The organism is Streptomyces sp. V4I2, assembly GCF_030817655.1.
In the GTDB taxonomy this organism is placed as follows: Bacteria; Actinomycetota; Actinomycetes; order Streptomycetales; family Streptomycetaceae; genus Streptomyces; species Streptomyces plumbiresistens.
This window is the reverse complement of sequence record NZ_JAUSZM010000003.1, coordinates 3,754,404-3,781,188: the sequence shown is the minus strand read 5'-3', so window position 1 is coordinate 3,781,188 and position 26,785 is coordinate 3,754,404. Positions and strand designations below refer to the sequence as shown.

Sequence of the window (26,785 nt, the reverse complement as noted above, 5' to 3'; positions counted from 1 at the left end):
CCCCCTGACTCGGGATGACTCTCCGAACTGCGGGAACTCGGGTCACCGAAAGGTGAGGCACCATCCCGAGGAGAGTCATGGCCGAGCAGAAGTCGACAGGATCGGCCGGGTCGGCAGGGTCGACAAAGGATCTTCCGCAACCGCTGCGGGCGGCCGCCTCGGTACTGAGCCGGGTGCCCGGCGCCGGAACGGTGGGCCGGGCGGCCGAGGGGACACTGGACAAGATCGGAGCGGTGTCCCCGCGCGGGCGCCGGATCGCCGTGTACACCGGCGCCGGGGTGCTCGGCGTCGCGGGCGTCGTGGAGTGGCCCGTCGCGATCACCGGAGCGGCGGTGGCGTGGCTGACGCAGCCGCGGCGGGAGGAGACGGAGAAGGCGGAGAAGCAGGGGGAGACCGCGGAGGCGTCCGGCACGCGGCCCACGCCGCAGGTGCTGGCGTCGTCCCCCGGCAAGCCGTCCGCGGAGGGTACGGCGGCACCCGCCACGCCCTCCGACAGGCTGCCCGCGCACCACACGCCGCCCCCCGCCGGCGGCGGGCCGAGTGGCGCGACGACGGCCCGACCTGCCCGTGCGAACGGCTGAGGGCGAGTGATGAGCGGAGGACTTCTCAGCCGTCCCACGGCGGCCGCCGCCGGACTCGTGCTGGCCGGCCCGCGTCTGCTGGCCCGCGGTACGGCACCCGCCGTGGGCGCCGCCGCCGGGGCGGTCGCGGGCACGGCCAGGGCGGGCGTGCGCAGCGCGGACTTCGCCCTGCGCGTCGCCCGCGTCACCCGCGCGGCCCTCCCGGGCGCCCCCCGCGACTGGCGCGCCGGCACCCGCACCCACCTGGCCCTGCGCGAGGCCACCCCGGAGGAACTCCGGCAGGCGGCCGGCCGCGCGGAACACGCGGCGGAGCGAGCGGAGAAAGCGGGCGACGCGGAACGGACGGCACGACAGGCCGACGGGGCCTACGCGGCCGACGGGGCCGACCGGGCCGAGCGGGCATCCGGGGCGGACGGGGCGGTCGGGGCGGACGTGACCGACCGGGCCGCTGGGACCGCCGGGGCCGACCGGGACTCCAGGGCTGAGGTGGCGGACGGGGCTGACAGGGCGGTCGGGGCGGACATGACGGACCGGGCCGCCGGGGCAGACGTGACCGACCGGGCCGCCAGGGCTGACGGGGCTGGCCGGGCTGACGTGGCGGACAGGACTGGCGGGGCTGGCCGGGCCGCCGAGGCTGACGTGACGGACAGGGCTGACGGGGCCGACGTGACCGACCGGGCCGTCGGGGCCGTCGGGGCCGACCGGGCCTCCGGGGTTGACGGGGCCGCCAGGGCAGATGTGGCTGGCGGGACCGCCCGGGCCGACGTGGCGGACGGGACTGGTCCGGCCGACGGGGCTGAGGGGCCCGACCGGGCCGCCTGGGCTGAGCGAGCTGAGGGGGTCGACCGGGCCGCTGCCGACCGGGCCGATCGGGCCGGTGGCGAACTGGTCGTGGAGCGTGAGCCGGGGGGCGGAGAGCAGCCGGGTGCCGGTGCACGGAAACACCCCCGCCGTACCGAACACCTCGCCCGCCGCGTGGCCGCCGCTCTCGCCGAGCATCCGGACGTCGCCTTCGCCTACTGGGACCAGGGGCTGGGGCGGCTGGTCGTGGCGGCGACCGAGGAGGCCGTGAGTGACCGGGTCGTGGAGCGGGCGGCGGCGCTCGCCGAGCGGCACGGTCTGGTGCCCGCCGACGACGACAGTGTCGAGGAGCTCGGTCACCCCGGTGACCCCGCGTCCGTGCGGACCGCCGCCGAGGCGCTCGCCGCCGACGCGGTGGGTGCCGCGGCCGCGCTGGTGGGGTCCGCGATGCGGCTGCCGCCCTCGCCGCGCCTGGTGACCGCCGTGGTCACGCTGCTGCGCGAGAACCCCCGCTTCCGCGCCTGGATGCGCGCCCGCCTCGGCAACGCCCGCATGGAAGTGTTCTTCGCCGTCGCGAACGCGGCCGTGCACGGCGCCGGGCACACCCCGACCTCGCTGCTGCTCGACGGGATGCTGCGCACCTCCCAGCTGGCGGAGGCGGTGGTGCGGACGGCCGCCTTCGAGACCGTGCACGACCAGCTGTGCGCACCGGGCCGGGACAGCGTGCCCGTGGATCCGTCCCTGCGCCCGCCGCTGCGGACCTCCCCGGCCCAGGAGTACGCCGCCCACGCCTCGACCGGCAGCGTCCTGGGCGCGGCGGCGGCCCTGCTCGTCAAGCACGACGTCGCCGAGGCGGCGGAGGCGGTCCTCGCAGGTTCGCCCAAGGCCGCGCGGTACGGGCCCGCCGCCTTCCACGCCGTCCTGAGCGGCGCCCTGTCCGGCGCGGGCGTGCTCGTGCGCGACCCGGGCCGGCTGCGGCAGCTGGAGATGGCCGGCACGATCGTGCTGCATCCCAGTGCGCTCAGGAAACCCGGCGCGGGCGCCGACCCGTGGGCCGAGCCCGTCCTGGACGCCGCCCGCCGGGCCGGGCTGCGGGTCGTGGTCGTCGACGACCCCGCACTCGCCGACTTCACCGGCCTGGCCGACCAAGTCGTCGGCGCGGACCGGCCGTTGCGCGAGGTCGTGGACGAACTGCGCGACGAGGGCGGGGTCGTCACCGTCGCCCGCCCCCGCCCGCACGACGACGCGGACGTGACCTCCGGACTCCTCGGCGGTGACGTGGCCGTCGCCCTCACCGACGAGGACGGCCAGGTGGTGTGGGGCGCGGACGTCCTCGCCCCGCACGGCCTCGCCGACGTGTGGCGGCTGCTCATCGCCATCCCGGCGGAGCGTGGCGTCGGCCGCCGGTCACAGACCCTGGCCCGGTCCGGCGCCGCGCTGTCCGGCCTGCTCGTGGCCGTCGGCGAGTCCTCCCGCCGGGGCCGTGGGGCACCCCTGCCCGGCCTGCGGCACGCTCCGGTCGACATCGGCGCGGCCGCCGCCCTGTTCACCGGAGTACGCGCGGCCCTCGGCGTGGCGGTGGCCCGCGCCCCCCACCCCCGGCCGAGGGTCGCCTGGCACGCCCTGCATCCGGACGACGTACGCGACCGGCTGGAACAGGAGGCGCCCCCGGAGCCGACCCCCCTCGCACAGGCGACGGCACGGGCACGCACGGCCGCCGGCACGGTCGTACGACAGCCCGTGCTGGCCCCCGCGCGCTGGTCGTGGCAGCTCGGCCAGGCCGTACGCGGCGAGCTGGACGACCCCCTCACCCCGGTCCTGGCCGTCGGCTCGGCCGCGTCCGCGATCCTCGGCTCGGCCGTGGACGCCCTGCTGGTCCTCGGCGCCCTCGACCTGAACGCCCTGGTCGGCGGCGTCCAGCGGCTGCGGGCCGAGCGCGCGCTGTCCGGGCTGCTCGCCCAGCAGAAGCAGAAGGCGCGGGTCACGGACGACGGGGACACGGCCCGTGTGGTCGACGCCGCCAAGCTCAGCCCGGGCCACGTCATCGACCTCAAGACCGATGACGTCGTGCCCGCCGACGCCCGCCTGCTGTGGGAGGACGGTCTCGAGGTCGACGAGTCCGCGCTGACCGGCGAGTCCCTGCCGGTCGACAAGGGCATGGACGCGACTCCGCGTGCCCCCGTGGCCGAACGGAACTGCATGGTCTTCGAAGGGACGACGGTGGTGGCCGGGCGCGCCCAGGCCGTCGTCGTGGACACCGGCGACCGTACCGAGGCCGCCCGGGCCGTCTCCCTCGCCGCCCGCGTCCCGCCGTCCGCCGGAGTGCAGGCCCGCCTCCAGGAACTCACCCGCAAGGCCATGCCGTTGACGATGGCGGGCGGTGCCGCCGTGACCGGCCTGTCGCTGCTGCGGGGGACGCCGATCAAGCAGGCGGTCAGCGGCGGAGTCGCCGTGGCCGTGGCCGCCGTACCCGAAGGGCTGCCGCTGGTGGCCACCGTGGCGCAGCTCGCCGCCGCCCGCCGGCTCAGCAGCCGCGGCCTCCTCGTCCGCACCCCGCGCACACTGGAGGCGCTGGGCCGCATGGACACGATCTGCTTCGACAAGACCGGCACCCTCACCGAGAACCGGCTGCGCCTGGTCCGGGTGGCCGACGCGGACGGCACGGTCCACACCCTCGACCGGCCGGCCGCCGCCGAGACGCTGCGGGCGGCGGCCCGCGCCTGCCCCCGCCTCAACGGCGACTCGGTCCGGCCGGTGCACGCCACCGACGAGGCCGTCCTGGACGCCGCCGGACCCGACCCCGACTGGGAGCAGACCGAGGGCGTCCCCTTCGAGGCCGCCCGCGGCTACGCCGCCGCCGTCGGCCGGGCCGCGGACGGCACCCCGGTCCTGGTCGTCAAGGGCGCCCCCGAGACCGTCCTGCCCACCTGCGCCGACCTCCCCTCCCACATCTTTGACCGGGCCCAGTCGCTGGCCGGCGACGGGCTGCGCGTCCTGGCGGTCGCCGGACGCCCGCTGCGGGAGGGCGAGAAGGCGACGGACGTACTCGAAGCGCCCTTGCAGGACCTGGAGTTCACCGGACTGCTCGCGCTCGCCGACGTGGCGCGTGAGACGTCCCCGGCCCTGGTCCGCGGGCTGCGCGAGGCGGGCGTACGGCCCGTCGTGCTGACCGGCGACCACCCGCAGACCGCTCACGCCATCGCCGTCGACCTCGGCTGGCCGGACGACGCGAACGTGGTCACCGGCGACGAACTCGCCGCCGCCGACCGCACGGTCCGGGCCCGGATGCTCCGCGACGCCGACGTCGTCGCCCGGGTCGCGCCCGAGCAGAAACTCCAGGTCGTCGAGGCCCTCAGGGACGCCGGCCGGGTCGTCGGCATGGTCGGCGACGGCGCCAACGACGCGGCCGCCATCCGCGCCGCCGACATCGGCGTCGGCATCAGCGCCCGCGGCTCGGCCGCCGCCCGCAACGCCGCCGACCTCGTCGTCACCGGCGACGACCTCTCCGTGCTCATCGAGGCGGTCCACGAAGGCCGCGCCCTGTGGCACAGCGTCGCCGACGCCATCGCCATCCTCATCGGCGGCAACGCGGGGGAGGTCGGCTTCGGCATCCTCGGCACCGTCCTGTCGGGCTCCGCGCCCCTGTCCACCCGCCAGATGCTGCTGGTCAACCTGTTCACGGACCTGTTCCCGGCGATGGCGGTGGCGGTGACCCCCAAGGAAGACGGCGGCGAGTCCACAGCATCCGACCAACCCCTCGGTACGGCCCTCCTCGGGACCCCCCTCATCCGCCAGATCCGTCACCGAGCCCTCACCACCTGCCTGGGCGCAACGGTCGCCTGGCTCTTCGGCCGCTTCACCCCCGGCACGACCCGCCGCTCGACCACGATGGCCCTGTGCGCGTTGGTGGGCACCCAACTGGCCCAGACCCTGACCGACCGCCGTGACAGCCCCCTGGTCCGCCTCACCTCCCTCGGCTCGGCGCTCGTCCTCTTCGCCCTGGTGGAAACCCCGGGCGCGAGCCAACTCTTCGGCTGCACCCCGCTGGGGCCGATGGCGTGGGCGGGAGTACTGGCGGCGATCGCGGTGGCACTGGCGGGCCAGAAGGCTCTGCCGACGGTGGAGGAGGCACTTCTCAAGCGATGGCCGAGCTTGGCTGATCAACTGGGCTGAGCGGACTTACCCCAGGGGCGCGGGGCTGTGTCAATGTGCGGCTCCGCCGCGTGGGCGCGACCAGCCACACACAGCCCGCACTCGCCATACAAGCAACAACCCCTACGGCACTGAGGCGCTGACCCCCGCAGCCTCCCGCACCTCCGCCGACTCCAACCGCTCGGCCGTCCGCTCAGCCGTCCGCCGAGCCCAGGCCCCACTCGTCACAGCCCCGAGCACCAGCACCACCAGCCCGCATCCCGCCAGAATCCACCACCCCGGCCGAGCCGCGGACACGAAGACCTCCCGGTACGACGACGAGCCCACGCCCGTGGCCAGCACCGCCCCCACCACCGCGACACCGAGCGTCTGCCCCAACTGACGGCTGGTGGACGCCACGGCAGCCGCGACCCCCGCCTGACTACGAGGCATCCCCGACACGGCCGTATTGGTGATCGGCGCGTTCACGAACCCGAACCCGACTCCGAACAGCACGTATCCGATGAACATCGTGACATTGGACGTCTCGGCCTCGAACCCGGCGAACAGCACACCGCTCGCCGTCATCGCCACACCGGCGATCAGCAACGGAACACGCGGCCCGACAGACCCGATCAGCCGCCCGGACAACGGCGCGCACAGAAACGTCGGCACAGCCATCGGCAGCATCCACAGCCCCGCGTGCAGCGCGTCCAGCCCCCGTACGTTCTGCAGATACAGCGTCGACAGGAACAGGAACCCGCCCAGCGCGGCGAACGAGCTGACCGCGATGACGGTCGCCCCACTGAACGGCGCCGAACGGAAGAACCGCAGGTCGATGAGGGGTTCGTCGCGCCGGGGCTCGTACCAGAGCAGGCCCGCCAGCGCGGCCACGGCCACCACCGCGAACGGCAGGACCGCCGTGAACCCGGCGTTCGGCGCCTCGATGATCGCGTACGTCAGGCAGCCGAACAGCGCGATCACCATGACCTGGCCGAGCGGATCGGGCCGACGGGCCTTGGGCGCGCGGGACTCGGGGACGTAGCGCAGGGTGAGCAGCAGAGCGGCGAGCCCCACCGGCAGATTGAGCCAGAAGATCGACCGCCAGCCGACGGACTCCACGAGCAGCCCTCCGACCAGCGGCCCGGCGGCCATTGAGATGCCGACCACCGCACCCCACGCACCGATCGCCCGCGCCCGCTCGCGCGGGTCGGTGAAGGTGTTCGTGATGATCGACATGGCGACCGGGTTGAGCATCGAACCGCCCACCGCCTGCACCATGCGGAAGGCGACGAGCGTCTCCAGATCGGGGGCGACGGAGCACAGCGCCGAGCCGAGCGTGAAGACGACCAGCCCCGTCATGAACACCCGCTTGCGGCCGATCCGGTCGGCCGTGGACCCGGCGAGCATCAGCAGCGAGGCGAGCACCAAGGTGTAGGCGTCGATCGTCCATTGCAGGCCCGCCGTACTGGCGTGCAGTTCCTTCTGCATGGAGGGGAGGGCGACGTTCAGAACGGTGTTGTCGAGACTCACGATCAGCAGGCTCATACAGCAGATCGCGAGGACCAGCATGCGTCGGCGATGGCTGAGCTCGGGCATGCGTTCCAGCGTACGCCGACATCGATAGTGTGTCTAACTAATGACCGCCGCCCCTTCACCTGCCGCGGATCACGCTGCCGAGCACCCGTCGCCGTACGCGACAATGGGGGAATGTCCACGCCCGCCTCGCCCCTGCAGATCGGCCCGCACACCGTCGGGCCGCCGGTCGTCCTCGCCCCCATGGCCGGGATCACCAACGCGCCCTTCCGCACGCTGTGCAGGGAGTTCAGTGGCGGCAAGGGCCTGTTCGTCAGCGAGATGATCACGACCCGGGCGCTGGTCGAACGCAATGAGAAGACCATGCAGCTGATCCACTTCGACGCGACCGAGAAGCCGCGCTCGATCCAGCTGTACGGCGTCGACCCGGCGACCGTCGGCAAGGCCGTCCGCATGATCGCGGAGGAGGACCTGGCCGACCACATCGACCTGAACTTCGGCTGCCCGGTCCCGAAGGTGACCCGGAAGGGCGGCGGCTCCGCCCTCCCGTACAAGCGGAACCTGCTGCGGGCGATCCTGCGCGAGGCCGTCAGCGGCGCCGGTGACCTGCCGGTGACGATGAAGATGCGCAAGGGCATCGACGACGACCACATCACCTTCCTCGACGCCGGCCGTATCGCCGTCGAGGAGGGCGTCACCTCCATCGCCCTGCACGGCCGCACCGCCGCCCAGCACTACGGCGGCACGGCCGACTGGGACGCCATCGCGCGGCTCAAGGAGCACGTGCCGGAGATCCCCGTGCTCGGCAACGGCGACATCTGGTCGGCCGAGGACGCGCTGCGGATGGTGCGCGAGACGGGCTGTGACGGGGTCGTCGTCGGGCGTGGGTGCCTCGGGCGGCCGTGGCTGTTCGCGGACCTGGTGGCGGCCTTCGAGGGGCGTACGGAAGACATCGCGCGCCCCTCCCTGCGCGAGGTCGCCGACGTCATGGTCCGCCACGCCACCCTGCTCGGCGAGTGGATCGGCGACGAGGCGCGGGGCGTCATCGACTTCCGCAAGCACGTCGCCTGGTACCTGAAGGGCTTCGCGGTCGGCTCCGAGATGCGCAAGCGGCTCGCGATCACCTCCTCGCTGGCCGAACTCCGCTCCGGGCTCGACGAGCTGGACCTCGACCAGCCCTGGCCGACCGGCGCCGACGGGCCCCGCGGCCGTACCTCCGGCAACAACCGGGTGGTGCTGCCGGACGGCTGGCTGAAGGACCCGTACGACTGCGCGGGGATCGGCGAGGACGCGGAACTGGACACGTCCGGGGGCTGATGCCCCCCTCGTGACAGGGCTCAGTCCTTGCTGGGGCGCGGCGTCGACCCGTACGCCGTCAGGAACCGGTCCCGGAACGAGCTCATCTTCCACACCGGCGCGTCCTTGGCGGGCTTCAGACCGTCCGTCCAGTTCCAGGCGGCGATCTTGTCGAGGACCTTCGGGTCCTTCGCGACGATCGAGACCGGTACGTCACGGCTGGCACCCGCGCCGCTGACCCGGGCGATGGGCTGGTGGTCGCCGAGGAAGACGAGGACGGTGTCGTCGGTGCCGTAGCGCTCCAGCCACTGGGTGAGGCTGGTGACGGAGTACTGGATGGACTTGCCGTACTCCTCCTTGGAGCGGGTGGAGTTCGTGAGGAGTTCCGAGGGGTCGACGCCGGCCTTCTGGATCGGGCCGAAGACCGAGCCGTCGCCGAGCTCGTCCCAGTCGACCAGCTTCGGGATGGGCGCCCACGGCTGGTGGCTGGAGGTCAGGATGATCTCCGACATCAGCGGCTTGTCGCGCTTCTTGCCGTGCACCAGACGCTGGAAGGCCTCCAGGGTGTACTGGTCCGGCATGGTCGACCAGCTGAACTTCGGGCCCTTGTAGCCCAGCTGGAAGGCGTTGTAGACCTTGTCGAGGCCGTAGTACTCCTGCTCCGGCCAGCCCTTCTGCACGCCCGGCATGACGCCCACCGTGTCCCAGGCGCCGGTCTTCCCGAACGCCTTGGTCAGGCTGAGGTGGTCGCTGGACATGACGGTCCGGTAGCGCTGCTGGTTGTCGATCCACAGGCCCGACATGGTGGTGGAGTGGCCGAGCCAGCTGCTGCCGCCGTACGTCGCCGAGGTCATCCAGCCGCTCTTCGCGCGGTAACCGGCCTTCTCCAGCGCCTCGCTGCTCGCATCGAGGGTCTGGTCGACGCCCGGTGCGATCTCCGGGTCCTCGAGCGCGCTGCGGCCGTAGCTCTCGATGAACGTGAAGATGACGTCCTTGCCGCGCAGGTCGGGCAGCAGCTCGCCGGCCGGGGTGTTGCCGAAGGTGTCGGTCTTGGCCTCCTTCGCGAACGCGGCCTCGTCGCGCAGGGTGTCCTGCACCCGCCGCGCCTGGATCTTCAGCGCGTAGCCGGCCCGGTCGGAGGCGATCGGCATGCCGTTGACCTGGAGGCCGAGGCTGGAGCAGGTGATCCAGACGGTGCCCGCGATCAGGGTGGCCCGGGTGGCGGTCCGGGTGTCGCGGACCAGGAGGTTGCTCAGCCGGACCGTCGCCAGCGCCATGACGACCAGCAGCAGCGCGACCAGGGCGACCGCGCCGACCGTCGCCCCGATGGCCGTCGCGCTGCCCATCGAGTCCTCGACGTACGCCTGGGCGTCGTCCAGCAGCCCCCAGTCGAGCACCAGGTTGAAGCCCCGGCCCAGGTACTCGTAGAACCCGATGTCCAGCAGGTTCAGCACGGTCAGCGCGCCGAGGAGCGTCCCGGACAGCGCCGCCACGACCACCCGCGGCCGGCGCGGCAGCGCGAGCACCACGACGGCCCCGACGATCGCCTCCGCCGGCAGCCGCGTGAACCGGTTGTACTGGAGTGCGCCGAGGGTGTTCGGCAGCACCAGGGCGCCGAAGACCAGGCCGGCGGCGAGCGCGGTGGTCGTCCAGCTCAGGGCGCGGGCGGCGGCTGGGTGCCGGCTGCGCCAGGAACGCCAGTGGGCGAGACGGGCCTTGAGCGTGCCGGGCGGCTTCTCGCCGGGTGCGGGTTCGCCGGGCACGGCCTCATCGGACACGGCGTCTTCCTCGGGCAGGGCGTCGTCGCCCGTCGCCTCGGTTGCCTCAGTCGCCGCGGTCGCCTCTGCCGACACCCGAAGGTCCTTCCGTACGAAGCCCGGTGATACGGCGGACGCGGGCCCCAGGCAGGGCACCGCATCCGCCGTACTCCCGTACGGTTCGCCTCCGTCCGCTGTTCAGCCCATTTGCCCAGCGCTCGGCAAACACCGGGCAAACGCCTCACCAACCGGCCTTTTGCGAGCCTTGTCAGGCGCCCCCGACCGCCGTCAGCAGCGCGAGCGGCGCCGCCGCCGACCGCGACTCCCGCACGCACGCGTGCGGGTACGGCACCGGCTCCGCGTGGGTGTCCCGGCCGTAGCCCGCGAGGACCTCCGGCAGCCGGTGCCCGGTCGCCGTCGCCGCGTCGACCAGGCCGTGGGCGACGGTGCGGGCCTCGTCGTGCAGGCCGTAGCGGGCCAGGCCCAGTGTGATCAGCGCGTTGTCGTGCGGCCATACGGAACCGCGGTGGTACGACAGCGGGTGGTACGCCGGCTGCCCGGCGGCCAGCGTGCGCACGCCCCAGCCGGAGAAGAAGTCGGGTTCGAGCAGGCGCCGCCCGACGGCCTCGCCGTACTCCTTGTCGAGCAGCCCCGACCACAGCAGATGCCCGGCGTCCGAGGCCAGCGCGTCCACCTGGTTGCCCTCGCCGTCCAGCGCGAGGGCGGGGAAGGAGTGGTCCGGCATCCAGAAGTCGCGCTGGAAGCGGTCGCGCAGGTCGGCGGCGGCCTGCTCCAGCAGGGCCGCGTAGACCTTGTCGTCCCACGCCGTGCGCGCCAGCCAGGCGGTGCGGCGCAGCGCGTCGTACGCGTACCCCTGGGCGCCCGCCGCCATCACCGGGCCGCTCGCGCGGGTGCCGTCGGCCGAGCTGATGGCGCCGGGGGAGTCCTTCCAGTTCTGGTTGGCGAGGCCGCCCTGGTCGGCGCGGTAGACCAGGTAGCCGCGCGAGGTCAGCCCGCCGTGGTCCAGCATCCAGCCGATCGCCGCACGGGCGTGGGACTCCAGTCGGCGGGCCAGCTCCGCGTCCCCGGTGTGCTCGACGTACGCGCCGAGCAGCACGAGGAACAGCGGGGTGGCGTCGACCGAGCCGTAGTAACGGCCGTACGGCACCTGCCCGAAGTGCGCCAGCTCGCCGTGCCGCACCTCGTGCACGATCTTGCCGGGCTGGGAGACCGACTCCGGGCCGGTCTCCGTCGCCTGCGCCGCGGCCAGCGCCAGCAGCGTGGCGGCGGCCGGGCGGGGCCGGTAGGGCAGCGCGAACAGCGAGGTCAGCAGGGCGTCCCGGCCCAGCAGCGTCAGGAACCAGGGCGCTCCCGCCGCCGGTACGCGCAGTTCCTCGCCGTCCGGACCGGTCGCCGGCACCTGGAGCGAGGCGAGGTCGGCGAGCCCGCGCGCACAGGCCGCGGCCAGCTCCGGCCAGCCGGTCGGGAAGGCCACGCCCTCGACGAACTCACCCTCCAGAGCGAGGAGTTGGTCGTTCAGTGCGGCCGGGGAGCGCGGTACCCGCAGGGTCCGCCTGTCGCCGTGCGGGCGGGCCATCACGCGCAGCATCAGCTCGGCCGTGCCGTGCGGTTCCAGATCCAGGGTCCACACGAGGCGCCGGGCGCCGGTGCCGGTCTCCTCGACGCCCTCCGGGACGGGCTCGGCCGTCACCGTCGTACAGGAGCGCCACTCACCGCGCTGATAGGCGAACTCCACACCGCCGTCCAGGACCTGGCGGGAGCGGGTCGCTCCTATCTTGGCGTACGTACGGTGGTCGGAGCGCAGTTCGAACTGGTCGGTGAAGTCGGCGTCCGCGGTCACCGCGAGCCGGACCGTCGTCGGCACCGGGCGGTTGCTGGTCACCCGCAGGGACTCGACGAACGAGCCGTCGCCGACGGCCTGTTCCCGGAAGAGCGTGTACGCGGGCGGCTCCTGGCGCCCGCCGCGCGGTACGAGCACACAGCGCGCGGTGTCCCCGTCGGCGACCGGCGACAGCGCCTCGGGCACCGCGCCGTCGACGGTGAGCTGCCACCGGCTCAGGTGCCGGGCGTCCCGCACGAACAACCCGTCCGGGGAACTGCCGCCCCGTACGCCGCTGATGTCCCCGCCGTCGCCCACAGCGGCGAACGTCCCGCCGTGCACGAGCAGATGATGCCGGTCCGTCATCCCCGGTCCCCTCCCCTGTCACTCATCTCGAACGTCCGGATGCCCGTGGGGGACATGTCGTCTCCCGGGCCGGTGTGCAGCAGGTCGAGCGTGAGCGCGGCGGTCCAGCTGAAGCCGGTCGCCCCGCAGGCCTCGCCGGTGTACGGGTCGACGTACTCCGCGAAGTCGGTCGTGCCGGCGGTGTCCAGGACGGCCTGGCGCAGGGCGTCGGCCCGCTCCTGTTCGCCGTGGGTGCGCAGCCCGCGCTCCACCAGCCAGCTCGTGTTGAACCAGGCCGGGCCGCGCCAGTAGCGGTGCGGGTCGAAGGCCTCGCCGAGCAGGTCGTAGCTCGGGACCAGGCGGGTCGAGTCGCCGAGCCCGAAGTGCGCCCCGCCCAGCGTGCCCACCAGCGCGTCCGTGATCCTCTGCGGCAGGCCGGGCAGCAGCAGTGGAACGAGCCCGGAGACACTGCGCTCCCGGATCAGCTCCCCGCCCCGCACGTCCCGGCAGAAGAACATCCCCTCCGCCGGGTCCCACAGCCGCTCGATCAGCGCCGCCGTCAGCCGCTCGGCCCGCGCGTGCCGGGCCGTCCCGGTGGCCCCGAGCTCCTGCGCGATCCGCGCGAGGGCGTGCTCGGAGGCGATGAGCAGGGCGTTGAACGCGGGGTCCTCCACCGCGAAGTCACTGCTGCCGTCGGCGTATCCGGCGTCCCGGTAGTCGCTCGCCAGCCGCACGTACCGCCCGTAGTCCAGATCCGTCGGCCGGTCCTCGGGGGCGCCGTGATCCAGGTCGGCGCGGCGGAAGGAACGGGCCGGAGCCGGTGTGATCCTGCTCAGCGGGGCGTCCCAGCAGGGGCTGTTGTCCATACCCTGTTCCCAGGGGTGCACGACGGACGCCAGCGACCCTGCGCCCAGGTCCCGCCGGTGCAGCAGATACCGGTGCCAGGCCGCGAGCCGCGGATACACCTGGGCGAGGAAGCCGCGCGCCCGCGACAGTCCCGGGTCGGCGCAGTGCACCAGCCACGCGGCCAGCGCGTGCACCGGTGGCTGCACGATGCCCGAGGTCTGTACGGTGCGCGGGGCGCCCGCGGCGTGCCCCGCGGTCGAGGAGCGCCAGAAGTCGGGGCTCGGGAAGTACGCGTCGAGGGGGACGGAGGGGTTGAAGACGATGTGCGGGATCCGCCCGTCCTCCCACTGGCCGCCCAGCAGGGTCTCCAGTTCCGTCTGCGCCCGTAGCGGCGACAGGTGGCGCAGGCCGATCGCGATGAAGGCGGAATCCCAGGACCACTGGTGCGGATACAGGCCGTGCGAGGGCACGGTGGAGGTGCCGGTCCAGTTGCCTTCGAGGACGCGGGCGGCCCTGACGTGCAGGGAACGGGGCGCCGGGGCGGAATGTGTCGTGGTCGCCGGATCGTATGCAACGGCCTCGGGCCCCGACACCTCACCGTGCCCGGAAAAGGGTGGTGAGGAAAAGGTGCGTACGGGGGTGAAGTGCCCGGTGTTGCGGGCTGTGACCTGCGTTGCGCGATCCACTCAAGGCTCCCCGAAGACGTACGGCCGACCAGTTCGACAGTGGCTACCGTAGGGTTACGTCTATTTAACACGCAAAACTCAATATGTAATGCAAGCTTGAGAAACACAAGGGGGTGTGCATGACCGGACGACCCGGCAGGACCGGCAGGACCGGCAGGACACCGAGTCAGGCGAGCGCCGGAGATCTGCTCGAACTGGTCCGCAGCGGCCGCGCCACCACCCGTGGCGCCCTGCAGCACGCCACCGGTCTGTCCCGCGCCACCGTCGGCCAGCGCCTGGACCGCCTCTTCCGCGCGGGCTGGCTGCGCGAGGGCGCCGGCGGCCCCGTCGACTCACCGCTGGGCGGCCGCCCCTCCATCACCCTCGAATTCGACGACGCCCACGCGGTGGTCCTCTCCGCCGACCTGGACACGCGGCACGCGCGGGCCGCCGTACTGACCCTCACCGGCGAGATCCTCGCCGAGCACTCGGGCGTCCTGGTCCTCGAGGACGGCCCGGACGCCGTACTCGGCGAACTCGGCCGCTGGTTCGCCGAACTCCTGGAGAAGGCCGGCCACCGGGCGGACGAGGTCTGCGGCCTCGGCCTCGCGGTACCGGGCCCGGTCGACACCGACACCGGCCGGGTCGTCCAGCCGCCGATCATGCCCGGCTGGGACGGCTACGACATAAGAGGCCGCCTGGCGAGGGCCTTCACCGAGCACTCGGGCGCCGCACCGCTGCCCGTCCTGGTCGACAACGACGCCAACCTCATGGCGTACGGCGAACAGCGCACGGCCTACCCGGACTGCTCGGCCTTCGTGCTGGTCAAGGTGTCCACGGGCATCGGCGCCGGCGTCGTGGTCGACGGCTCGGTCTACCGCGGCATCGACGGCGGCGCGGGCGACCTCGGCCACATCCGGGTCCCGGCGGGCGCCGACGCGCTGTGCCGCTGCGGTTCCTACGGCTGTCTCGCCGCCGTCGCCAGTGGAGGCGCCGTGGCCCGGCGGCTGGCGGAGGCCGGGGTGCCGGCGGCGTCCGGCTCGGACGTGCGGGACCTGCTGGCGTCCGGGCACCCGGAGGCGGCGGCGCTCGCGCGGGACGCGGGCCGGCAGGTCGGGGACGTTCTGGCGACCGTCGTCACGCTGCTGAACCCCGGGGTACTGATGATCGCCGGGGATCTGGCCGGAACTCCCTTCCTCACGGGTGTACGGGAGCTGCTGTACCAGCGGGCGCTGCCGCGCTCCACCGCTCATCTGGACGTCGTCACCTCGCGGCTGGGGGAGCGGGCGGGGCTGGTCGGGGCCGGGGCGATGGTCGTGGAGTACCTGTACGCGCCGGAGCGGGTGGAGGAACGGCTGGCGGCGTTGGGGGTGTGACCACCGTGTTTCCGTCCGGATACGTGTCCGCATGGTGAAATTCCGGCGTCTGTGGCAGCGTGATTATCGCCACCCTTGATGAGGGTTGCGCTCAGATGAGCGGAACGTGATCGACTGCACTTCTCCAAGGGGTGGCACTCAGTGCCACCCCTTGATCGTTCATCGATCGAAAACAGACGGGCTCGGGGCCGCTCATCTGAGCCGAATTTTCGAAATGTGAGCGCCCATTCGTTCAAGAAGTGAAAACATCAGCCTGTCTCCGCTTGCCAAGCTTTGACTTTCGATCCGGTGGCGGACGAGTGGTTACAGGCGCATGACGCGCAAGTGGACGTACCCAGGCGCCTTCGATCTGGGTATGTTCCTGGCCGTCAGGGCAGCCACCGCGTCCTCGAGGAGTCGAGACCCGTGTCGGAAAACAAAGATCCCCAGGTAGCTGAGCACGGCACCAGCGTTGAGGGCGTGAAGTTCGTTTACGACTTCACCGAGGGCAACAAGGAGCTCAAGGACCTCCTCGGCGGCAAGGGCGCGAACCTCGCCGAGATGACCAACCTGGGCCTTCCGGTGCCTCCGGGCTTCACGATCACCACCGAGGCCTGCAAGGTCTACCTCGACAGCGGCGAGGAGCCGGCGGCACTGCGTGACGAGGTGAGTGCGCACCTCGACGCGCTGGAGCAGCGCATGGGCAAGAAGCTCGGCCAGCCCGACGACCCGCTGCTCGTCTCGGTCCGCTCCGGCGCCAAGTTCTCCATGCCCGGAATGATGGACACGGTCCTCAACATCGGCCTCTCCGACAAGTCGGTCCAGGGCCTCACCAAGCAGGCCGGCGATGAGCGCTTCGCCTGGGACTCCTACCGCCGCCTCATCCAGATGTTCGGCAAGACCGTCCTCGGCGTCGAGGGCGACCTCTTCGAGGACGCGCTGGAGGCGGCGAAGGCGGCCAAGAAGGTCACCGTCGACACCGAGCTGGAGGCCGCCGATCTGAAGAAGCTGGTCACCCGCTTCAAGAAGATCGTCAAGGCCGAGGCCGGCCGGGACTTCCCGCAGGACCCGCGCGAGCAGATGGACCTCGCCATCCACGCGGTCTTCGACTCCTGGAACACCGACCGCGCCAAGCTCTACCGCCGCCAGGAGCGCATCCCCGGCGACCTGGGCACGGCGGTCAACGTCTGCTCGATGGTGTTCGGCAACCTCGGCCCGGACTCGGGCACCGGCGTCGCCTTCACCCGCGACCCGGCCAGCGGCCACCAGGGCGTGTACGGCGACTACCTCCAGAACGCCCAGGGCGAGGACGTCGTGGCGGGCATCCGCAACACCGTCCCCCTCGCCGAGCTGGAGACGATCGACAAGAAGTCGTACGACCAGCTGATGCAGATCATGGAGACGCTGGAGAACCACTACAAGGACCTCTGCGACATCGAGTTCACCATCGAGCGCGGTCAGCTGTGGATGCTCCAGACCCGCGTCGGCAAGCGGACGGCGGGAGCGGCGTTCCGTATCGCCACCCAGCTCGTCGACCAGGGCCTGATCGACGAGGCCGAGGCGCTCCAGCGCGTGACGGGCGCGCAGCTGGCGCAGCTGATGTTCCCGCGCTTCGACGAGGACGCGAAGGTGGAGAAGGTCGGCCGGGGCATCGCGGCCTCGCCGGGCGCGGCGGTCGGCAAGGCCGTCTTCGACTCGTACACCGCGGTCAAGTGGTCGCGCTCGGGCGAGAAGGTCATCCTGGTCCGCCGCGAGACCAACCCGGACGACCTCGACGGCATGATCGCGGCCGAGGGCATCCTGACCTCGCGGGGCGGCAAGACGTCCCACGCGGCGGTCGTGGCGCGCGGCATGGGCAAGACGTGCGTGTGCGGCGCGGAGGAACTGGAAGTCGACACCAAGCGGCGTCGGATGACGGTCCCGGGCGGGCACGTGGTGGAGGAGGGCGACCTGATCTCCATCGACGGGTCGTCGGGCAAGGTCTACCTGGGCGAGGTCCCGGTCGTCCCGTCCCCGGTGGTGGAGTACTTCGAGGGCCGGATGCACGCGGGCGCCAACGACGCGGACGAACTGGTCGAGGCGGTCCACCGGATCATGGCCTTCGCGGACAGGAAGCGCCGCCTCCGTGTCCGCGCCAACGCGGACAACGCCGAGGACGCGATGCGCGCCCGCCGCTTCGGCGCCCAGGGCATCGGCCTGTGCCGTACCGAGCACATGTTCCTCGGCGACCGCCGTGAGCTGGTCGAGCGGCTCATCCTGGCCGACACGGAGGCCGAGCGCGAGGAGTCGCTGAAGGCGCTGCTCCCCCTCCAGAAGAAGGACTTCGTGGAGCTGTTCTCGGCGATGGACGGCCTCCCGGTGACGGTACGGCTGCTGGACCCGCCGCTGCACGAGTTCCTGCCGGACATCACGGAGCTGTCGGTCCGCGTGGCGCTGGCCGAGTCCCGCCAGGAGCCGCACGAGAACGAACTGCGGCTGCTCCAGGCCGTCCACCGCCTGCACGAGCAGAACCCGATGCTGGGCCTGCGGGGCGTGCGCCTGGGCCTGGTGATCCCCGGCCTCTTCACCATGCAGGTACGGGCGATCGCCGAGGCCGCGGCCGAGCGCAAGGCCGCGAAGGGCGACCCGCGCGCGGAGATCATGATCCCGCTCGTCGGCACCGTCCAGGAACTGGAGATCGTCCGCGAGGAGGCCGACCAGGTGGTGGCCGAGGTCGAGGCCGCCACGGGCACCTCACTCAAGCTGGCGATCGGCACGATGATCGAACTGCCGCGCGCCGCGCTGACCGCCGGTCAGATCGCCGAGGCCGCGGAGTTCTTCTCCTTCGGCACGAACGACCTGACCCAGACGGTGTGGGGCTTCAGCCGGGACGACGTGGAGGCTTCGTTCTTCACGGCCTACTTGGAGAAGGGCATCTTCGGCGTCTCCCCCTTCGAGACGATCGACAAGGACGGCGTGGGCTCGCTGGTGAAGCTGGCCGTGGAGGCGGGCCGCGCGACGCGCCCCGACCTGAAGCTCGGCGTCTGCGGCGAGCACGGCGGCGACCCCGAGTCCGTCCACTTCTTCCACGAGGTGGGCCTCGACTACGTCTCCTGCTCGCCGTTCCGGATCCCGGTGGCGCGGCTGGAGGCGGGGCGGGCGGCTTCGCAGTCGGCGGGGAGTGATCACCGGTAGGACTTGCGGGCACTGGCCTCACGGCCACTGAGCCCCGGGACCGCCGACCGTCCCCGACCGACCCTCACCGATGGGCGGCGGTTCCGGATCACGAAGAGAGGGCGGCACCCTGTGCGGGGGTGCCGCCCTCTCCCGCATCATCTGCGGATGCTGTCAAGCTACGGCGCTGACCAGGCTAAATGGCGCTTGTTGGCGTCGGCTGCCGTTGAACCCGCATGAAGCTGTTGTGCCCTCGTTGTGCCCTCCGCTTGCGGCTAGGCCCCGTCACGCGCTGTGGCAGCCGTCGAGGGCGCGTGTACCGGGTGCGACCCTGGCGGGACTGAGCTCGCGTAACCCGCTTTGCAGGTTTGTCCGGGCTGATCAGAGCGTGATCCGGCCTGGTTCGCGCGAGGTCAACGTCGTTCGGCGCTGTGAGGACCGGTGCATGTGGACGGCTTCGGACGCCCGCGTACGGCGATGAACGAGACGGTCACGGCCGAGATCACCGGCAAGGGACAGAAGGACCTGGTCCGGATCTCCCTGTCCATCGAGTCCGGCGGCGAGAAGCGCATCGCGTCGGTCACGGGCACGGCCGGACACCCTTTCTGCGTACCGGAGTTGGGCCCCTGGGTCGACGCCACCGACCTGAGCACCGGCGCGGAACTCAAGGCCCGGCACGGGGTCGTGGTGCGCGTCGTCGGCATCCAGCGCTGGACCCAGGCGCTCACTGTGCACAACCTCACCGTGGTCGACACCCACACGTACTACGTGATGGCCGGGACCGCGCCCGTCCTGGTGCACAACTGCGACGGGGACATCCACTGGGTCAAGGAGAACGCCAACATGAGCCAGGCCGCCCGGAAGTACGACTCCGGCGCACTCGGCTCGCAGGTCGGCAAGGCGCCGGCACTCCAGTGCTACAAGGCCGGCGGGAAGAGGCTCAGCACGGTCAAGTTCGACGGCATGGACGCGACGAACGGCGTCATGATCGAACGCGAACTCAATGTCACGGGCTACAAGAAGACGTACCGGCAGGCCCAGAACCAGTCGCTCTTACTGGAACAGAACGGGCTCACGGGAGTCTGGGAAGTCCCCGACATGTCCGTCGCCGCCCAAGCGCGAAAGATTCTCGGACGGTAAATGATCACGAACATAAAGTTTAGGATCGCGCTGTGACCAGCGTGGAGCGCGTACTCGCCAAAGCCGTCATGGAGCTCATCATCTCGATCGAGCTGACCGAGGACGAAGAGATCGATCCGGACGTCGCCACCACGATCGTGGAGCCGGTCGGCTTCCTGCTCAACGACGTTCCCGACGACGCTCGGGAGGAACTCGTCCGTCTGTTCCGCGAGGTGGCGGAGGACGAGGAGAATCCGGAGCGAAGGGCCATGGCGGACGAATTCCCCGAGGCCATCGGCCTGGTCGCGGAGGACTAATACTCCAGCCGTAGATCGTGATCTCGATGGTGAGGGCCGTCGAGGCGGCAGGTGTTCAGCGTGGATCATCTCGCCCGAGATCGCCCATGCCGTCGCGGGCGTCGGCTCCTTCTCCGTCTACCCGAGTTCACCGCGACGGAGGGCGTCCCTTATCTCGCTGAGCTTCGCGGTCGTTGCCGGGGTCCGCTCCTGTGCTTGTTCAGCGAGTCGGAGGGCATCGTCGATCTCGCTGAGCTTCCTGGAGGACAGGACGGCCGCCCGCTCTATCAGGTCGTCCCGGGACACGGTGGTCAGCCACGTGCACGGGGTGAAGCCTGGACGCGGGAACGCGAGCCGCAGCACGCCTTCGAGCGGCAGCCCTTCACCGGCGCCGACCGTCACTTCGATGCCCAGACCGCTGATGTCGAGGCCCGCCGGAGCGACGACCTGCATCACCTGGAACCCGGACGCGTCGTCTCCTGACAGCAGTACGACCAACCTCCGCTCGTCGAACTGGACCCACCAGACTTCGCCACGTTGCACAAGCCCTCCGATACACAGGACGGCAGGCAGACGCTGCGCGACCTGACGCGGTGTGGAGACGGGTGCGGCCACCGTTGATCATCGGTGTGTGAAGACAAACGATCATGCGGTGGCCGCAGGTCACAGCGTAGACCCTGCCTGCTGGCAGGAGGCGTTCGAGGGCCTGATGAGCCGGATAGCGGGACGCTTCACACGGGTCGAATCCCGACGCCGGGCCCGGAAGTTGGTACTCGGCGGGAGGTTTCGCGCCGACATGTTGGCCAGGTAGGTGCCCAAGAGGGCAGGCAGAAGCTGTCCGCAGGGGCCGGAGCCAAGGGCCACCGCTTCTACGACTGGGCCGTCATCGACCTCACCGATCCCCGGCCCGGGAGCCGGCAACTGCTGATCCGCCGCAACCGCAGCACCGGCGAACGTGCCTACTACCGCTGCTACTCGCCTGCCGCAGTACCGCTGACCACCCTGGTGCGCGTCGCTGGATCAAGGTGGCGGGTCGAGGAGTCTTTCCAGTCCGGCAAGGGCCTGGGCGCCCTGGACGAGCACCAGGTCCGCCGCTACCCGTCCTGGTCCCGCTGGGTCACCCTGGCCATGCTCGCGCATGCCTTCCTCGCTGTCCTCCGCGCGAACGAACACGAGGGTCATCCCTCGCCCGACGAGCTGATACCGCTCACTTGTGACGAGATCCAACGACTGTTCATCACGCTCGTCAACCGGACCGTCTTTGACCCTGTCCACCGACTTCGCTGGTCCGTCTGGCGACGCCGCCACCAGGCCCGATCCCAGACCAGCCACTACCGGCGTCAAGCCGCTCAAGCATGAAGAACGTGCGGAGCCGTCGGCGCCTTCTCTCAGGTGTCCGAGCTGTCCCCGGCCGGTCGCAGTGCGGCCAGTTCGGTGTCGGACGGGCGATGGACCGCCTCGGCCGCCTCGCGCAGGACCGTGCGGTCGACCTTCTCCTTGTCGGCGATGAGCCGTACCACCACACCGTCGCGGGGCACCGCGTACTCGTGGACCCCGCCCGCCGTGCGGTACCAGGCGTCGCCGTCCTGCTCGCAGGCGACCGGCTTGAGCGCGTCGGCTCCCAGCGGCTGCTCGGCGCAGTTCTCGGCCGTCAGCGTGCTGTGGTCCGCGAAGAGGCCGATCCGCGTGGAACCCTTGTCGGACCGGTACGCGGCGGCGAACTCACCGTCCCCGTACGCGCCGATCGACGCCTGGAACACGGTGAAGCCGGAGACCTCGGTGACATAGACGAGTTCCGGCTCGACACCCCAGTCCTCGGCGGCGGCCGCAAGCTCGGCGCTGTCGGCGGCCGCCCCTCCCGTGCCGCTCTCCTTGTCCGCGCCGCATCCCGTCAGAAGGACCGGCAGCAGTGACAGAGTGAGTAGAGCACGCGCGTTTCGTGTCATGTGCACATCCTGTCGTACGGGCCCGCCGCGGGTGGTACCGGTTTCCGGATTCCCCTCCACCTGAGCCCACCGTCACGCGCCCGGCGCCGCCCTGCTCGCCCTTCCACCAGCCGCGTCGACAGCTCCGTCCGCGTGCTCTCCGGTCGGTCGCCGTCCATCATCCGTATCAGCAGGCGCAGTGCCGTCGCCGCCATCTCCGACGGCGGCATGTTCGACACCTACGCCGAGAGCTTCGACGCCGTGTGGACGACGGCAACCCCCGTACGAGAGGAAGGCTGACCGTGGCCCGCACTGAGTACTACGACGACCTCAGCGCGCCCAAGCCGAACAGCATGGTCGTCGCCGCCTCCGTCTGCCCGGCACGGCCGTCCGCGAGGTCAAGGAAAAGACCGGCCCCGACGTCGAGATCACCGGCCTGGTCTGCACCTACACCGACCCGAAACACATCATCGCCTACACCAACGGCGAGGTGCGCCGCCAATCAACGTCTGCTTCACCGCCCGCATCACCGGCGGCCAGCTGGAGATCTCCGACGAGTCCACCGAACTCCGGTTTGTACCGCCCCAAGAGGTCGAGCAGTTGCCGATGCACCACACCCAACGGCTCAGGCTCCAGCACTACCGAGGCCTGCAAGGTCTACCTCGACAGCGGCGAGGAGCCGGCGGCACTGCGTGGTGAGATGAGTGCGCACCTCGACGCGCTGGAGCAGCGCATGGGCAAGAAGCTCGGCCAGCCCGACGACCCGCTGCTCGTCTCGGTCCGCTCCGGCGCCAAGTTCACCAAGCGGCGTCGGATGACGGTGCCGGGTGGGCACGTGGAGGAGGGCGACCTGATCTCCATCGACGGGTCGTCGGGCAAGGTCTACCTGGGCGAGGTACCGGTCGTCCCGTCCCCGGTGGTGGAGTACTTCCTCATGCCTTACGGGCGCTGGCTCGTTCCCTGTGGGCCTTGGCCGGCCGAGGCCTTGGCCCGCTGAACGCCGGAACCGCCGACCGTCCCCGACCGACCCTCACCGATGGGCGGCGGTTCCGGATCACGAAGAGAGGGCGGCACCCTGTGCGGGGGTGCCGCCCTCTCCCGCATCATCTGCGGAGACTGTCAAGCTACGCGGCTGAGCAGGGCACATGGCGTTTGCTGGCGTTGGTCTCTGCCAGTCGTTGCGGACGACGTACGGGATCTTGAGACCACGAGCAGCCCATGGCAGGCTCATGCCGCATGATCGATGAATTCGCGAAAGACAACCTGCACGGGAGACTGCGGCGGGACCGCAAGGCGCTGCTCTGGAAACTCGACGGCTTGTCCGAATACGACGCCCGCCGACCTTTGACAGCGACCGGGACCAACCTCCTCGGCCTGGTCAAACACGTGGCCACCGTCGAGGCCAGGTACTTCGGCGAGGTCTTCGACCGCCCATCCCCGGAACCGCTGCCCCGGTGGCAGGACCACAACGGCAGCGATATGTGGGCGACCCAGGACGAGACCCGCGATCAGATCATCGGGTTCTACCGGCGCACGTGGGAACACTCGGACGCGACGATCAACGAGCTTCCCCTCGACGCCCCCGGCCACGTGCCGTGGTGGCCGGAGCCTTATCCCAACACGAACCTGTTCGCCATCATGGTCCATGTCCTCGGCGAGTCCATCCGGCATGCCGGGCACGCCGATATCCTGCGCGAGGGCCTCGACGGCCGGACCGGGGTACGTGCCGAAAACGAGAAGCAGATCGACGAGGAAGCCCGTGCAGCCCACTGCGCGAAGATCGAGCAGGCTGCCAGGTCGGCCGCACCAATGAAGGCTTTAGTATGCGGAGCATGACGCGGTATGCCGACGAGGATCTGCACGGTGCGGAGTTCCGCGAGTGCGACCTGACCGGGGCACGCCTGATCGGCGTCGTCATGCAGGATGCCGTGATCGACGGGCTCATCACCAACCTCGTGGTGAACGGTGTCGAGGTCACCGAGTACGTCGAGGCAGAGCTCGACCGGCGTCATCCGGTGCGGGTGCTGATCCGCTCCGAGGACCCTGCCGATCTGCGCGAGGCATCGCGTCAGCTCCATGCCGGCTGGACCGCCACGATCGAGCGAATCCGCCGTACGCCCGGCATCGAGCGCCGCAGCGTGAACGACGAGTGGTCGGCGGTGCAGACGATGCGCCACCTGGTCTTCGTCCACGACTCGTGGTTCCGCCGCTGCTGCCTGGGCTCGACGGAGCTGTTCACGCCGATGGGCATCGGGACGACCGTCGAGCCCTACCGTGGAGCGCACGGGCTTGACCTCTCGCTCGATCCGGCCCTCGACGAGATCGTGAGCGTGCGTGACGCACAGGCCGCCGAGCTCGAGGCCTGGCTCGACGAGGTCACCGCTGTGCGGCTCGCAGCGCGAGCGCCGGTGCCCGACGACGATGTCTGGCCGCCGTACGCCCGGGGCCGCTCGGTGCGGCAGTGCCTCGGCACGGTGCTCAACGAGACCTTCGAGCACCACGGCTTCTGCGTCCGCGACCTCGACCTGATAGAGGCACAGGACGCTGAGTAGGGCCGGCTACGGACTCAGCATCTCGCGGATGCGGGCATCGCCGACCGTCTGCGCGGTGCCGAGCTGCTGGGCCCAGAGCTGGACGCGGTACTTCTCGAGCATCCGGCGGGCACCGACATCCGCTTCCCTGGTCTCCTCGACGCCTGCCTATTGACGGCTCACGTGTCGCAGGCCACGCCGTCGTTGTCGCGGTCGAGGTGGGAGGCGTAGCCGGGTTCGCCGCGGCGGATGGGGGCGGCGCCGGCGGCTCGGACCGCGGTGCAGTTCTCGTAGTAGACGTCCGTGTCCGCCTCGGAAGAACCGTCGTCGCTGCCTGCCGCCGGCTGCGCTGTGACCGTTCTGGTGACTTTGACCTTCACCGTTTCCGTGGCCGTGATGGTGCGCGCCGGCTCCGGCTCCGGCTCGGGCGCGGTGGCCGTTGTCGTCACGGTGACCGTCGGCTGCGGTTTGGCGGCGGGCTTGGCGTCGGTCGTCTTCGTGGTGTCGCCGCTGCCTATGCCTACGCCGATGAAGAGGGCCAGGGCGAGGGCGGGCAGTACGTACCGCTTCCGGGCCCACTTGGGAGCGGGGCCGGAAGGGGTCGGCGGCATCGGGTGGGTCGGGTGGGTCGGGTGGTTGTACGGGCTGCTCATGTCGTCCCCCATAGGTGCTACGTGAGGAGATGACCGTATTGCTGGGCTCCCGGTTGTGTGGGTTACGTGTTCATTTTGTGATCGGACCGGGCGGGGTGGCGCGGCGCCTGCGGGCGGCCAGGAGCAGGCCGCCGCCTGCGAGCAGAACCGTCGCGCCGCCGGCCGCGAGGTACGCGGTGCTGTCGTCGCCTCCGGTCTCGGCCAGGTCCGGGTCCTGTGCCGCGGCATCGGTGGACGTGTCCTCGGCCGGAGCGGCCGCGCCCTCGTCGGCTCCCTCGTCCTCGGCGGGGACGAAGTCGGCGGGGGGCTGGTCGCAGCCGATGCCGTCCCCGTCGCGGTCCAGGTGGGAACCGTAGTGCTCGTCGTCCTCGGGGATGTCGGAGTGCCCGTTGGCGTACGCCTCGCTGCAGTTCTTGAACGGGTGAGTGCCGTCGTGAGCCGCGGCGGTGGAGGGGAGGGCGGCCAGTGCCAGCGCGGCGACGGCGATGGCGCCGGGCTTGCGGAACAGGTTCACGGAGGGTCCTTCCGGGTTCAGTTTCACGTTCACGTTCACGTTCGGGTTCATGGCGATATCCGCTTGTCTGAGCGCTTGTGATCCAGAAGGTGCGATCGGCCGGATATGAGGTGACGAACCTAGTGAGGGGCCACTGGTGTGGTGGAGATATGGAGGGCCCGTGATGCGAACGTGACGTGACCGGACGGTAGCTCTCCGCATATGTACCGCCGGCCCTGGCCGCCGGGCGCACCTCCTGGGTGCCCGGCGACTCGGCGCGCTAGGCCCGGAACGGGCCCTTCACCTCGTACGTGATCCCGCCCGACGAACTCCCGCTCGTCCCCCGCTGGCTGGAGAAGTACAGCCGTGTGCCGTCGGGGGAGAACGCCGGGCCCGTTATCTCCGAGCCCGACTGGCCGTCGATGCGGAGGAACGGGGCGATCACGTCGGCCGGTGTGATGACGCAGATCTCCATGTTGCCGCCGTCCTCCGCGACGAAGAGGTCGCCCGAGGTGGTGCCGGTGATGTTGTCGACGCCCGTGAGCGGGGCGGTGCCGCCTGTGACCAGAGAGTCGTCGTACGCCAACTCGTACGTATTCGTCGTCAGGTTGAGCTGCCAGACCCGGTTGTCGCCCTTCGTGGTGAACCAGACCGTGTCGTTGGCGTAGTAGCAGCCCTCGCCGCCGTTGAAGGACTTCGAGCCGGAGACCTGGGTGCGGGTCGTGGTGGGGGAGCCGTCCGGGTCGGGGACGTTCGCCCAGGTGAAGGAGCCCGACGTGGCGGTGCCGGCGACCATGACCTGGAGGGTGCCGGAGGAGAGGTCGCCCCAGGTCGTCGGTACGAAGCGGTAGAAGCGGCCGTTCGTCTCGTCCTCGGTCAGGTAGATCACCCTGCGCACCGGGTCCGCGGCGGCCGCCTCGTGCTTGAAGCGGCCCATCGCGTCCCGGCGGGTGGCCGACTGGACGCCCCAGGGGTCCGTCTCGTAGACGTAGCCCAGCGACACCTCCTCGCAGGACAGCCACGTGTTCCACGGGGTCTTGCCGCCCGCGCAGTTCTGGCGGGTACCGGCCAGGATGCGGTACGCGCCCGTGATCGTGCCCGTCGACGAGAACTTCACCGCGCTCGCACCGCCCGACGGGTTGATCTCCGAGTTGGAGACGTAGATCCAGCCGGTGCCGTCCACGTAACAGGCGCCGCCGTCGGGGGCGTTGTGCCAGGTGTACGAGGTTCCGGTGACCGTCTGGCCGGAGCGGGCGATGACCCGGCTGGTGAAGCCGCTGGGGAGTCTGATGCCGTTGGCGTCGGGGGAGCCGAGCGCTCCGTAGGGGCCGGCTCCGGGCTGGGCGGGCGCGGCGTAGGCGGCGCCTCGCCACAGGGTTCCGCCGAGGGCGGCGGAGGACCCGCCGAGGACGGCCGCGCGCAGGAGGGTTCGACGTTCCACGCTTGCTCCAAGGGTGTGTCG

The 26,785-nt window shown here is 71.2% G+C and carries 20 protein-coding genes and 4 pseudogenes; 13 read left to right on the top strand and 11 right to left on the bottom strand.

Annotated elements, in window-relative coordinates:
- Positions 1-77 precede the first annotated feature (77 nt).
- Both QFZ76_RS17995 and QFZ76_RS17990 read left to right on the top strand, forming a co-directional pair.
- The gene (locus QFZ76_RS17995) at positions 78-581 is read left to right on the top strand and encodes a hypothetical protein (RefSeq protein WP_307674694.1); all 504 of its coding nucleotides are present in this window, start codon (positions 78-80) and stop codon (positions 579-581) included.
- Positions 582-590: 9 nt separating this feature from the next.
- Complete coding sequence (locus QFZ76_RS17990) at positions 591-5,555, top strand: HAD-IC family P-type ATPase (RefSeq protein WP_307674693.1); 4,965 nt, start codon at positions 591-593, stop codon at positions 5,553-5,555.
- 102 nt (positions 5,556-5,657) lie between these two features.
- Here QFZ76_RS17990 and QFZ76_RS17985 read toward each other — a convergent pair whose 3' ends face one another.
- Positions 5,658-7,112, bottom strand: a complete 1,455-nt coding sequence (locus QFZ76_RS17985; protein ID WP_307674692.1) for an MFS transporter — start codon at positions 7,110-7,112, stop codon at positions 5,658-5,660.
- Between the two features lie 111 nt (positions 7,113-7,223).
- Here QFZ76_RS17985 and dusB point away from each other — a divergent pair, with 111 nt between their 5' ends.
- Entirely contained in the window at positions 7,224-8,366 is a 1,143-nt protein-coding gene (gene dusB / locus QFZ76_RS17980; protein ID WP_307674691.1) for a tRNA dihydrouridine synthase DusB, read from the top strand.
- A 20-nt stretch (positions 8,367-8,386) separates the two neighbouring features.
- Here the strand turns inward: dusB and QFZ76_RS17975 are convergent, their stop codons facing one another.
- The 3 genes from QFZ76_RS17975 to QFZ76_RS17965 form a co-directional block, all read right to left on the bottom strand.
- Complete coding sequence (locus QFZ76_RS17975; protein WP_373464313.1) at positions 8,387-10,198, bottom strand: CDP-alcohol phosphatidyltransferase; 1,812 nt, start codon at positions 10,196-10,198, stop codon at positions 8,387-8,389.
- A 172-nt stretch (positions 10,199-10,370) separates the two neighbouring features.
- Positions 10,371-12,308, bottom strand: a complete 1,938-nt coding sequence (locus QFZ76_RS17970) for a glycogen debranching N-terminal domain-containing protein (protein ID WP_307674690.1) — start codon at positions 12,306-12,308, stop codon at positions 10,371-10,373.
- Complete coding sequence (locus QFZ76_RS17965; protein WP_307674689.1) at positions 12,305-13,819, bottom strand: trehalase family glycosidase; 1,515 nt, start codon at positions 13,817-13,819, stop codon at positions 12,305-12,307. Before QFZ76_RS17965 ends, QFZ76_RS17970 begins: the two co-directional genes overlap by 4 nt.
- Positions 13,820-13,938: 119 nt before the next feature.
- Between QFZ76_RS17965 and QFZ76_RS17960 the strand changes: the two genes are divergently transcribed.
- The 4 genes from QFZ76_RS17960 (at position 13,939) to QFZ76_RS17945 (ending at position 19,742) form a co-directional block, all read left to right on the top strand.
- Positions 13,939-15,174, top strand: a complete 1,236-nt coding sequence (locus tag QFZ76_RS17960) for an ROK family protein (RefSeq protein WP_307674688.1) — start codon at positions 13,939-13,941, stop codon at positions 15,172-15,174.
- Between the two features lie 405 nt (positions 15,175-15,579).
- A complete protein-coding gene (gene ppdK / locus QFZ76_RS17955) occupies positions 15,580-18,327 on the top strand; it encodes a pyruvate, phosphate dikinase (protein ID WP_307674687.1) in 2,748 nt (915 codons plus the stop codon).
- A 426-nt stretch (positions 18,328-18,753) separates the two neighbouring features.
- Complete coding sequence (locus QFZ76_RS17950) at positions 18,754-19,446, top strand: polymorphic toxin-type HINT domain-containing protein (RefSeq protein ID WP_307674686.1); 693 nt, start codon at positions 18,754-18,756, stop codon at positions 19,444-19,446.
- Positions 19,447-19,478: 32 nt separating this feature from the next.
- A complete protein-coding gene (locus tag QFZ76_RS17945) occupies positions 19,479-19,742 on the top strand; it encodes a hypothetical protein (protein WP_307674685.1) in 264 nt (87 codons plus the stop codon).
- A gap of 117 nt (positions 19,743-19,859) precedes the next feature.
- On the opposite strand, the gene QFZ76_RS17940 is transcribed toward QFZ76_RS17945, so the two are convergent.
- Positions 19,860-20,264, bottom strand: coding sequence for a type II toxin-antitoxin system PemK/MazF family toxin (locus QFZ76_RS17940; protein ID WP_031080431.1), 405 nt, complete (start codon positions 20,262-20,264; stop codon positions 19,860-19,862).
- A gap of 235 nt (positions 20,265-20,499) precedes the next feature.
- On the opposite strand from QFZ76_RS17940, the pseudogene QFZ76_RS17935 reads away from it, so the two are divergent.
- A pseudogene (locus QFZ76_RS17935) lies at positions 20,500-21,080 on the top strand (IS701 family transposase); the annotation flags it as partial.
- Positions 21,081-21,109: 29 nt separating this feature from the next.
- Here QFZ76_RS17935 and QFZ76_RS17930 read toward each other — a convergent pair.
- Together QFZ76_RS17930 and QFZ76_RS17925 are read right to left on the bottom strand one after the other, a co-directional pair.
- The gene (locus tag QFZ76_RS17930) at positions 21,110-21,667 is read right to left on the bottom strand and encodes a hypothetical protein (RefSeq protein ID WP_307674684.1); all 558 of its coding nucleotides are present in this window, start codon (positions 21,665-21,667) and stop codon (positions 21,110-21,112) included.
- Positions 21,664-21,873, bottom strand: a pseudogene (locus QFZ76_RS17925) (hypothetical protein); the annotation flags it as partial. The gene QFZ76_RS17930 and the pseudogene QFZ76_RS17925, both read right to left, overlap by 4 nt.
- On the opposite strand from QFZ76_RS17925, the pseudogene QFZ76_RS17920 reads away from it, so the two are divergent.
- The 5 genes and pseudogenes from QFZ76_RS17920 to QFZ76_RS17900 form a co-directional block, all read left to right on the top strand.
- A pseudogene (locus QFZ76_RS17920) lies at positions 21,869-21,946 on the top strand (XRE family transcriptional regulator); the annotation flags it as partial. The pseudogenes QFZ76_RS17925 and QFZ76_RS17920 sit on opposite strands and share 5 nt — an antisense overlap.
- 2 nt (positions 21,947-21,948) lie before the next feature.
- Positions 21,949-22,345, top strand: a pseudogene (locus tag QFZ76_RS17915) (NUDIX hydrolase).
- A 1-nt stretch (position 22,346) separates the two neighbouring features.
- Positions 22,347-22,643 (top strand): hypothetical protein, encoded by a 297-nt coding sequence (locus QFZ76_RS17910; protein ID WP_307680389.1) that lies wholly within the window; start codon positions 22,347-22,349, stop codon positions 22,641-22,643.
- A 239-nt stretch (positions 22,644-22,882) separates the two neighbouring features.
- Positions 22,883-23,482: a DinB family protein gene (locus tag QFZ76_RS17905; RefSeq protein ID WP_307674683.1), complete on the top strand. Its 600-nt coding sequence runs from the start codon at positions 22,883-22,885 to the stop codon at positions 23,480-23,482.
- Complete coding sequence (locus QFZ76_RS17900) at positions 23,479-24,198, top strand: DinB family protein (protein WP_307674682.1); 720 nt, start codon at positions 23,479-23,481, stop codon at positions 24,196-24,198. Before QFZ76_RS17905 ends, QFZ76_RS17900 begins: the two co-directional genes overlap by 4 nt.
- A gap of 6 nt (positions 24,199-24,204) precedes the next feature.
- On the opposite strand, the gene QFZ76_RS17895 is transcribed toward QFZ76_RS17900, so the two are convergent.
- The 4 genes from QFZ76_RS17895 to QFZ76_RS17880 form a co-directional block, all read right to left on the bottom strand.
- Positions 24,205-24,300 carry a DUF3418 domain-containing protein gene (locus QFZ76_RS17895; protein ID WP_307674681.1) on the bottom strand — a complete coding sequence of 32 codons (96 nt, stop codon included), beginning with the start codon at positions 24,298-24,300 and terminating at the stop codon, positions 24,205-24,207.
- 56 nt (positions 24,301-24,356) lie between these two features.
- The gene (locus QFZ76_RS17890; RefSeq protein ID WP_307674680.1) at positions 24,357-24,830 is read right to left on the bottom strand and encodes an excalibur calcium-binding domain-containing protein; all 474 of its coding nucleotides are present in this window, start codon (positions 24,828-24,830) and stop codon (positions 24,357-24,359) included.
- Between the two features lie 70 nt (positions 24,831-24,900).
- Complete coding sequence (locus QFZ76_RS17885; protein WP_307680049.1) at positions 24,901-25,344, bottom strand: excalibur calcium-binding domain-containing protein; 444 nt, start codon at positions 25,342-25,344, stop codon at positions 24,901-24,903.
- 259 nt (positions 25,345-25,603) lie between these two features.
- Positions 25,604-26,764 (bottom strand): alkaline phosphatase PhoX, encoded by a 1,161-nt coding sequence (locus QFZ76_RS17880; RefSeq protein WP_307674679.1) that lies wholly within the window; start codon positions 26,762-26,764, stop codon positions 25,604-25,606.
- Positions 26,765-26,785 lie beyond the last annotated feature (21 nt).

Bases quoted from the DNA above. Each gene is read 5' to 3' on its own strand.
- QFZ76_RS17995 (WP_307674694.1), top strand. From the start codon at position 78: ATGGCCGAGCAGAAGTCGACAGGATCGGCCGGGTCGGCAGGGTCGACA.
- QFZ76_RS17990 (WP_307674693.1), top strand. From the start codon at position 591: ATGAGCGGAGGACTTCTCAGCCGTCCCACGGCGGCCGCCGCCGGACTC.
- QFZ76_RS17985 (WP_307674692.1), bottom strand. From the start codon at position 7,112: ATGCCCGAGCTCAGCCATCGCCGACGCATGCTGGTCCTCGCGATCTGC.
- dusB (WP_307674691.1), top strand. From the start codon at position 7,224: ATGTCCACGCCCGCCTCGCCCCTGCAGATCGGCCCGCACACCGTCGGG.
- QFZ76_RS17970 (WP_307674690.1), bottom strand. From the start codon at position 12,308: ATGACGGACCGGCATCATCTGCTCGTGCACGGCGGGACGTTCGCCGCT.
- QFZ76_RS17960 (WP_307674688.1), top strand. From the start codon at position 13,939: ATGACCGGACGACCCGGCAGGACCGGCAGGACCGGCAGGACACCGAGT.
- QFZ76_RS17930 (WP_307674684.1), bottom strand. From the start codon at position 21,667: ATGACACGAAACGCGCGTGCTCTACTCACTCTGTCACTGCTGCCGGTC.
- QFZ76_RS17910 (WP_307680389.1), top strand. From the start codon at position 22,347: ATGAGTGCGCACCTCGACGCGCTGGAGCAGCGCATGGGCAAGAAGCTC.
- QFZ76_RS17905 (WP_307674683.1), top strand. From the start codon at position 22,883: ATGATCGATGAATTCGCGAAAGACAACCTGCACGGGAGACTGCGGCGG.
- QFZ76_RS17900 (WP_307674682.1), top strand. From the start codon at position 23,479: ATGACGCGGTATGCCGACGAGGATCTGCACGGTGCGGAGTTCCGCGAG.
- QFZ76_RS17895 (WP_307674681.1), bottom strand. From the start codon at position 24,300: ATGCTCGAGAAGTACCGCGTCCAGCTCTGGGCCCAGCAGCTCGGCACC.
- QFZ76_RS17890 (WP_307674680.1), bottom strand. From the start codon at position 24,830: ATGAGCAGCCCGTACAACCACCCGACCCACCCGACCCACCCGATGCCG.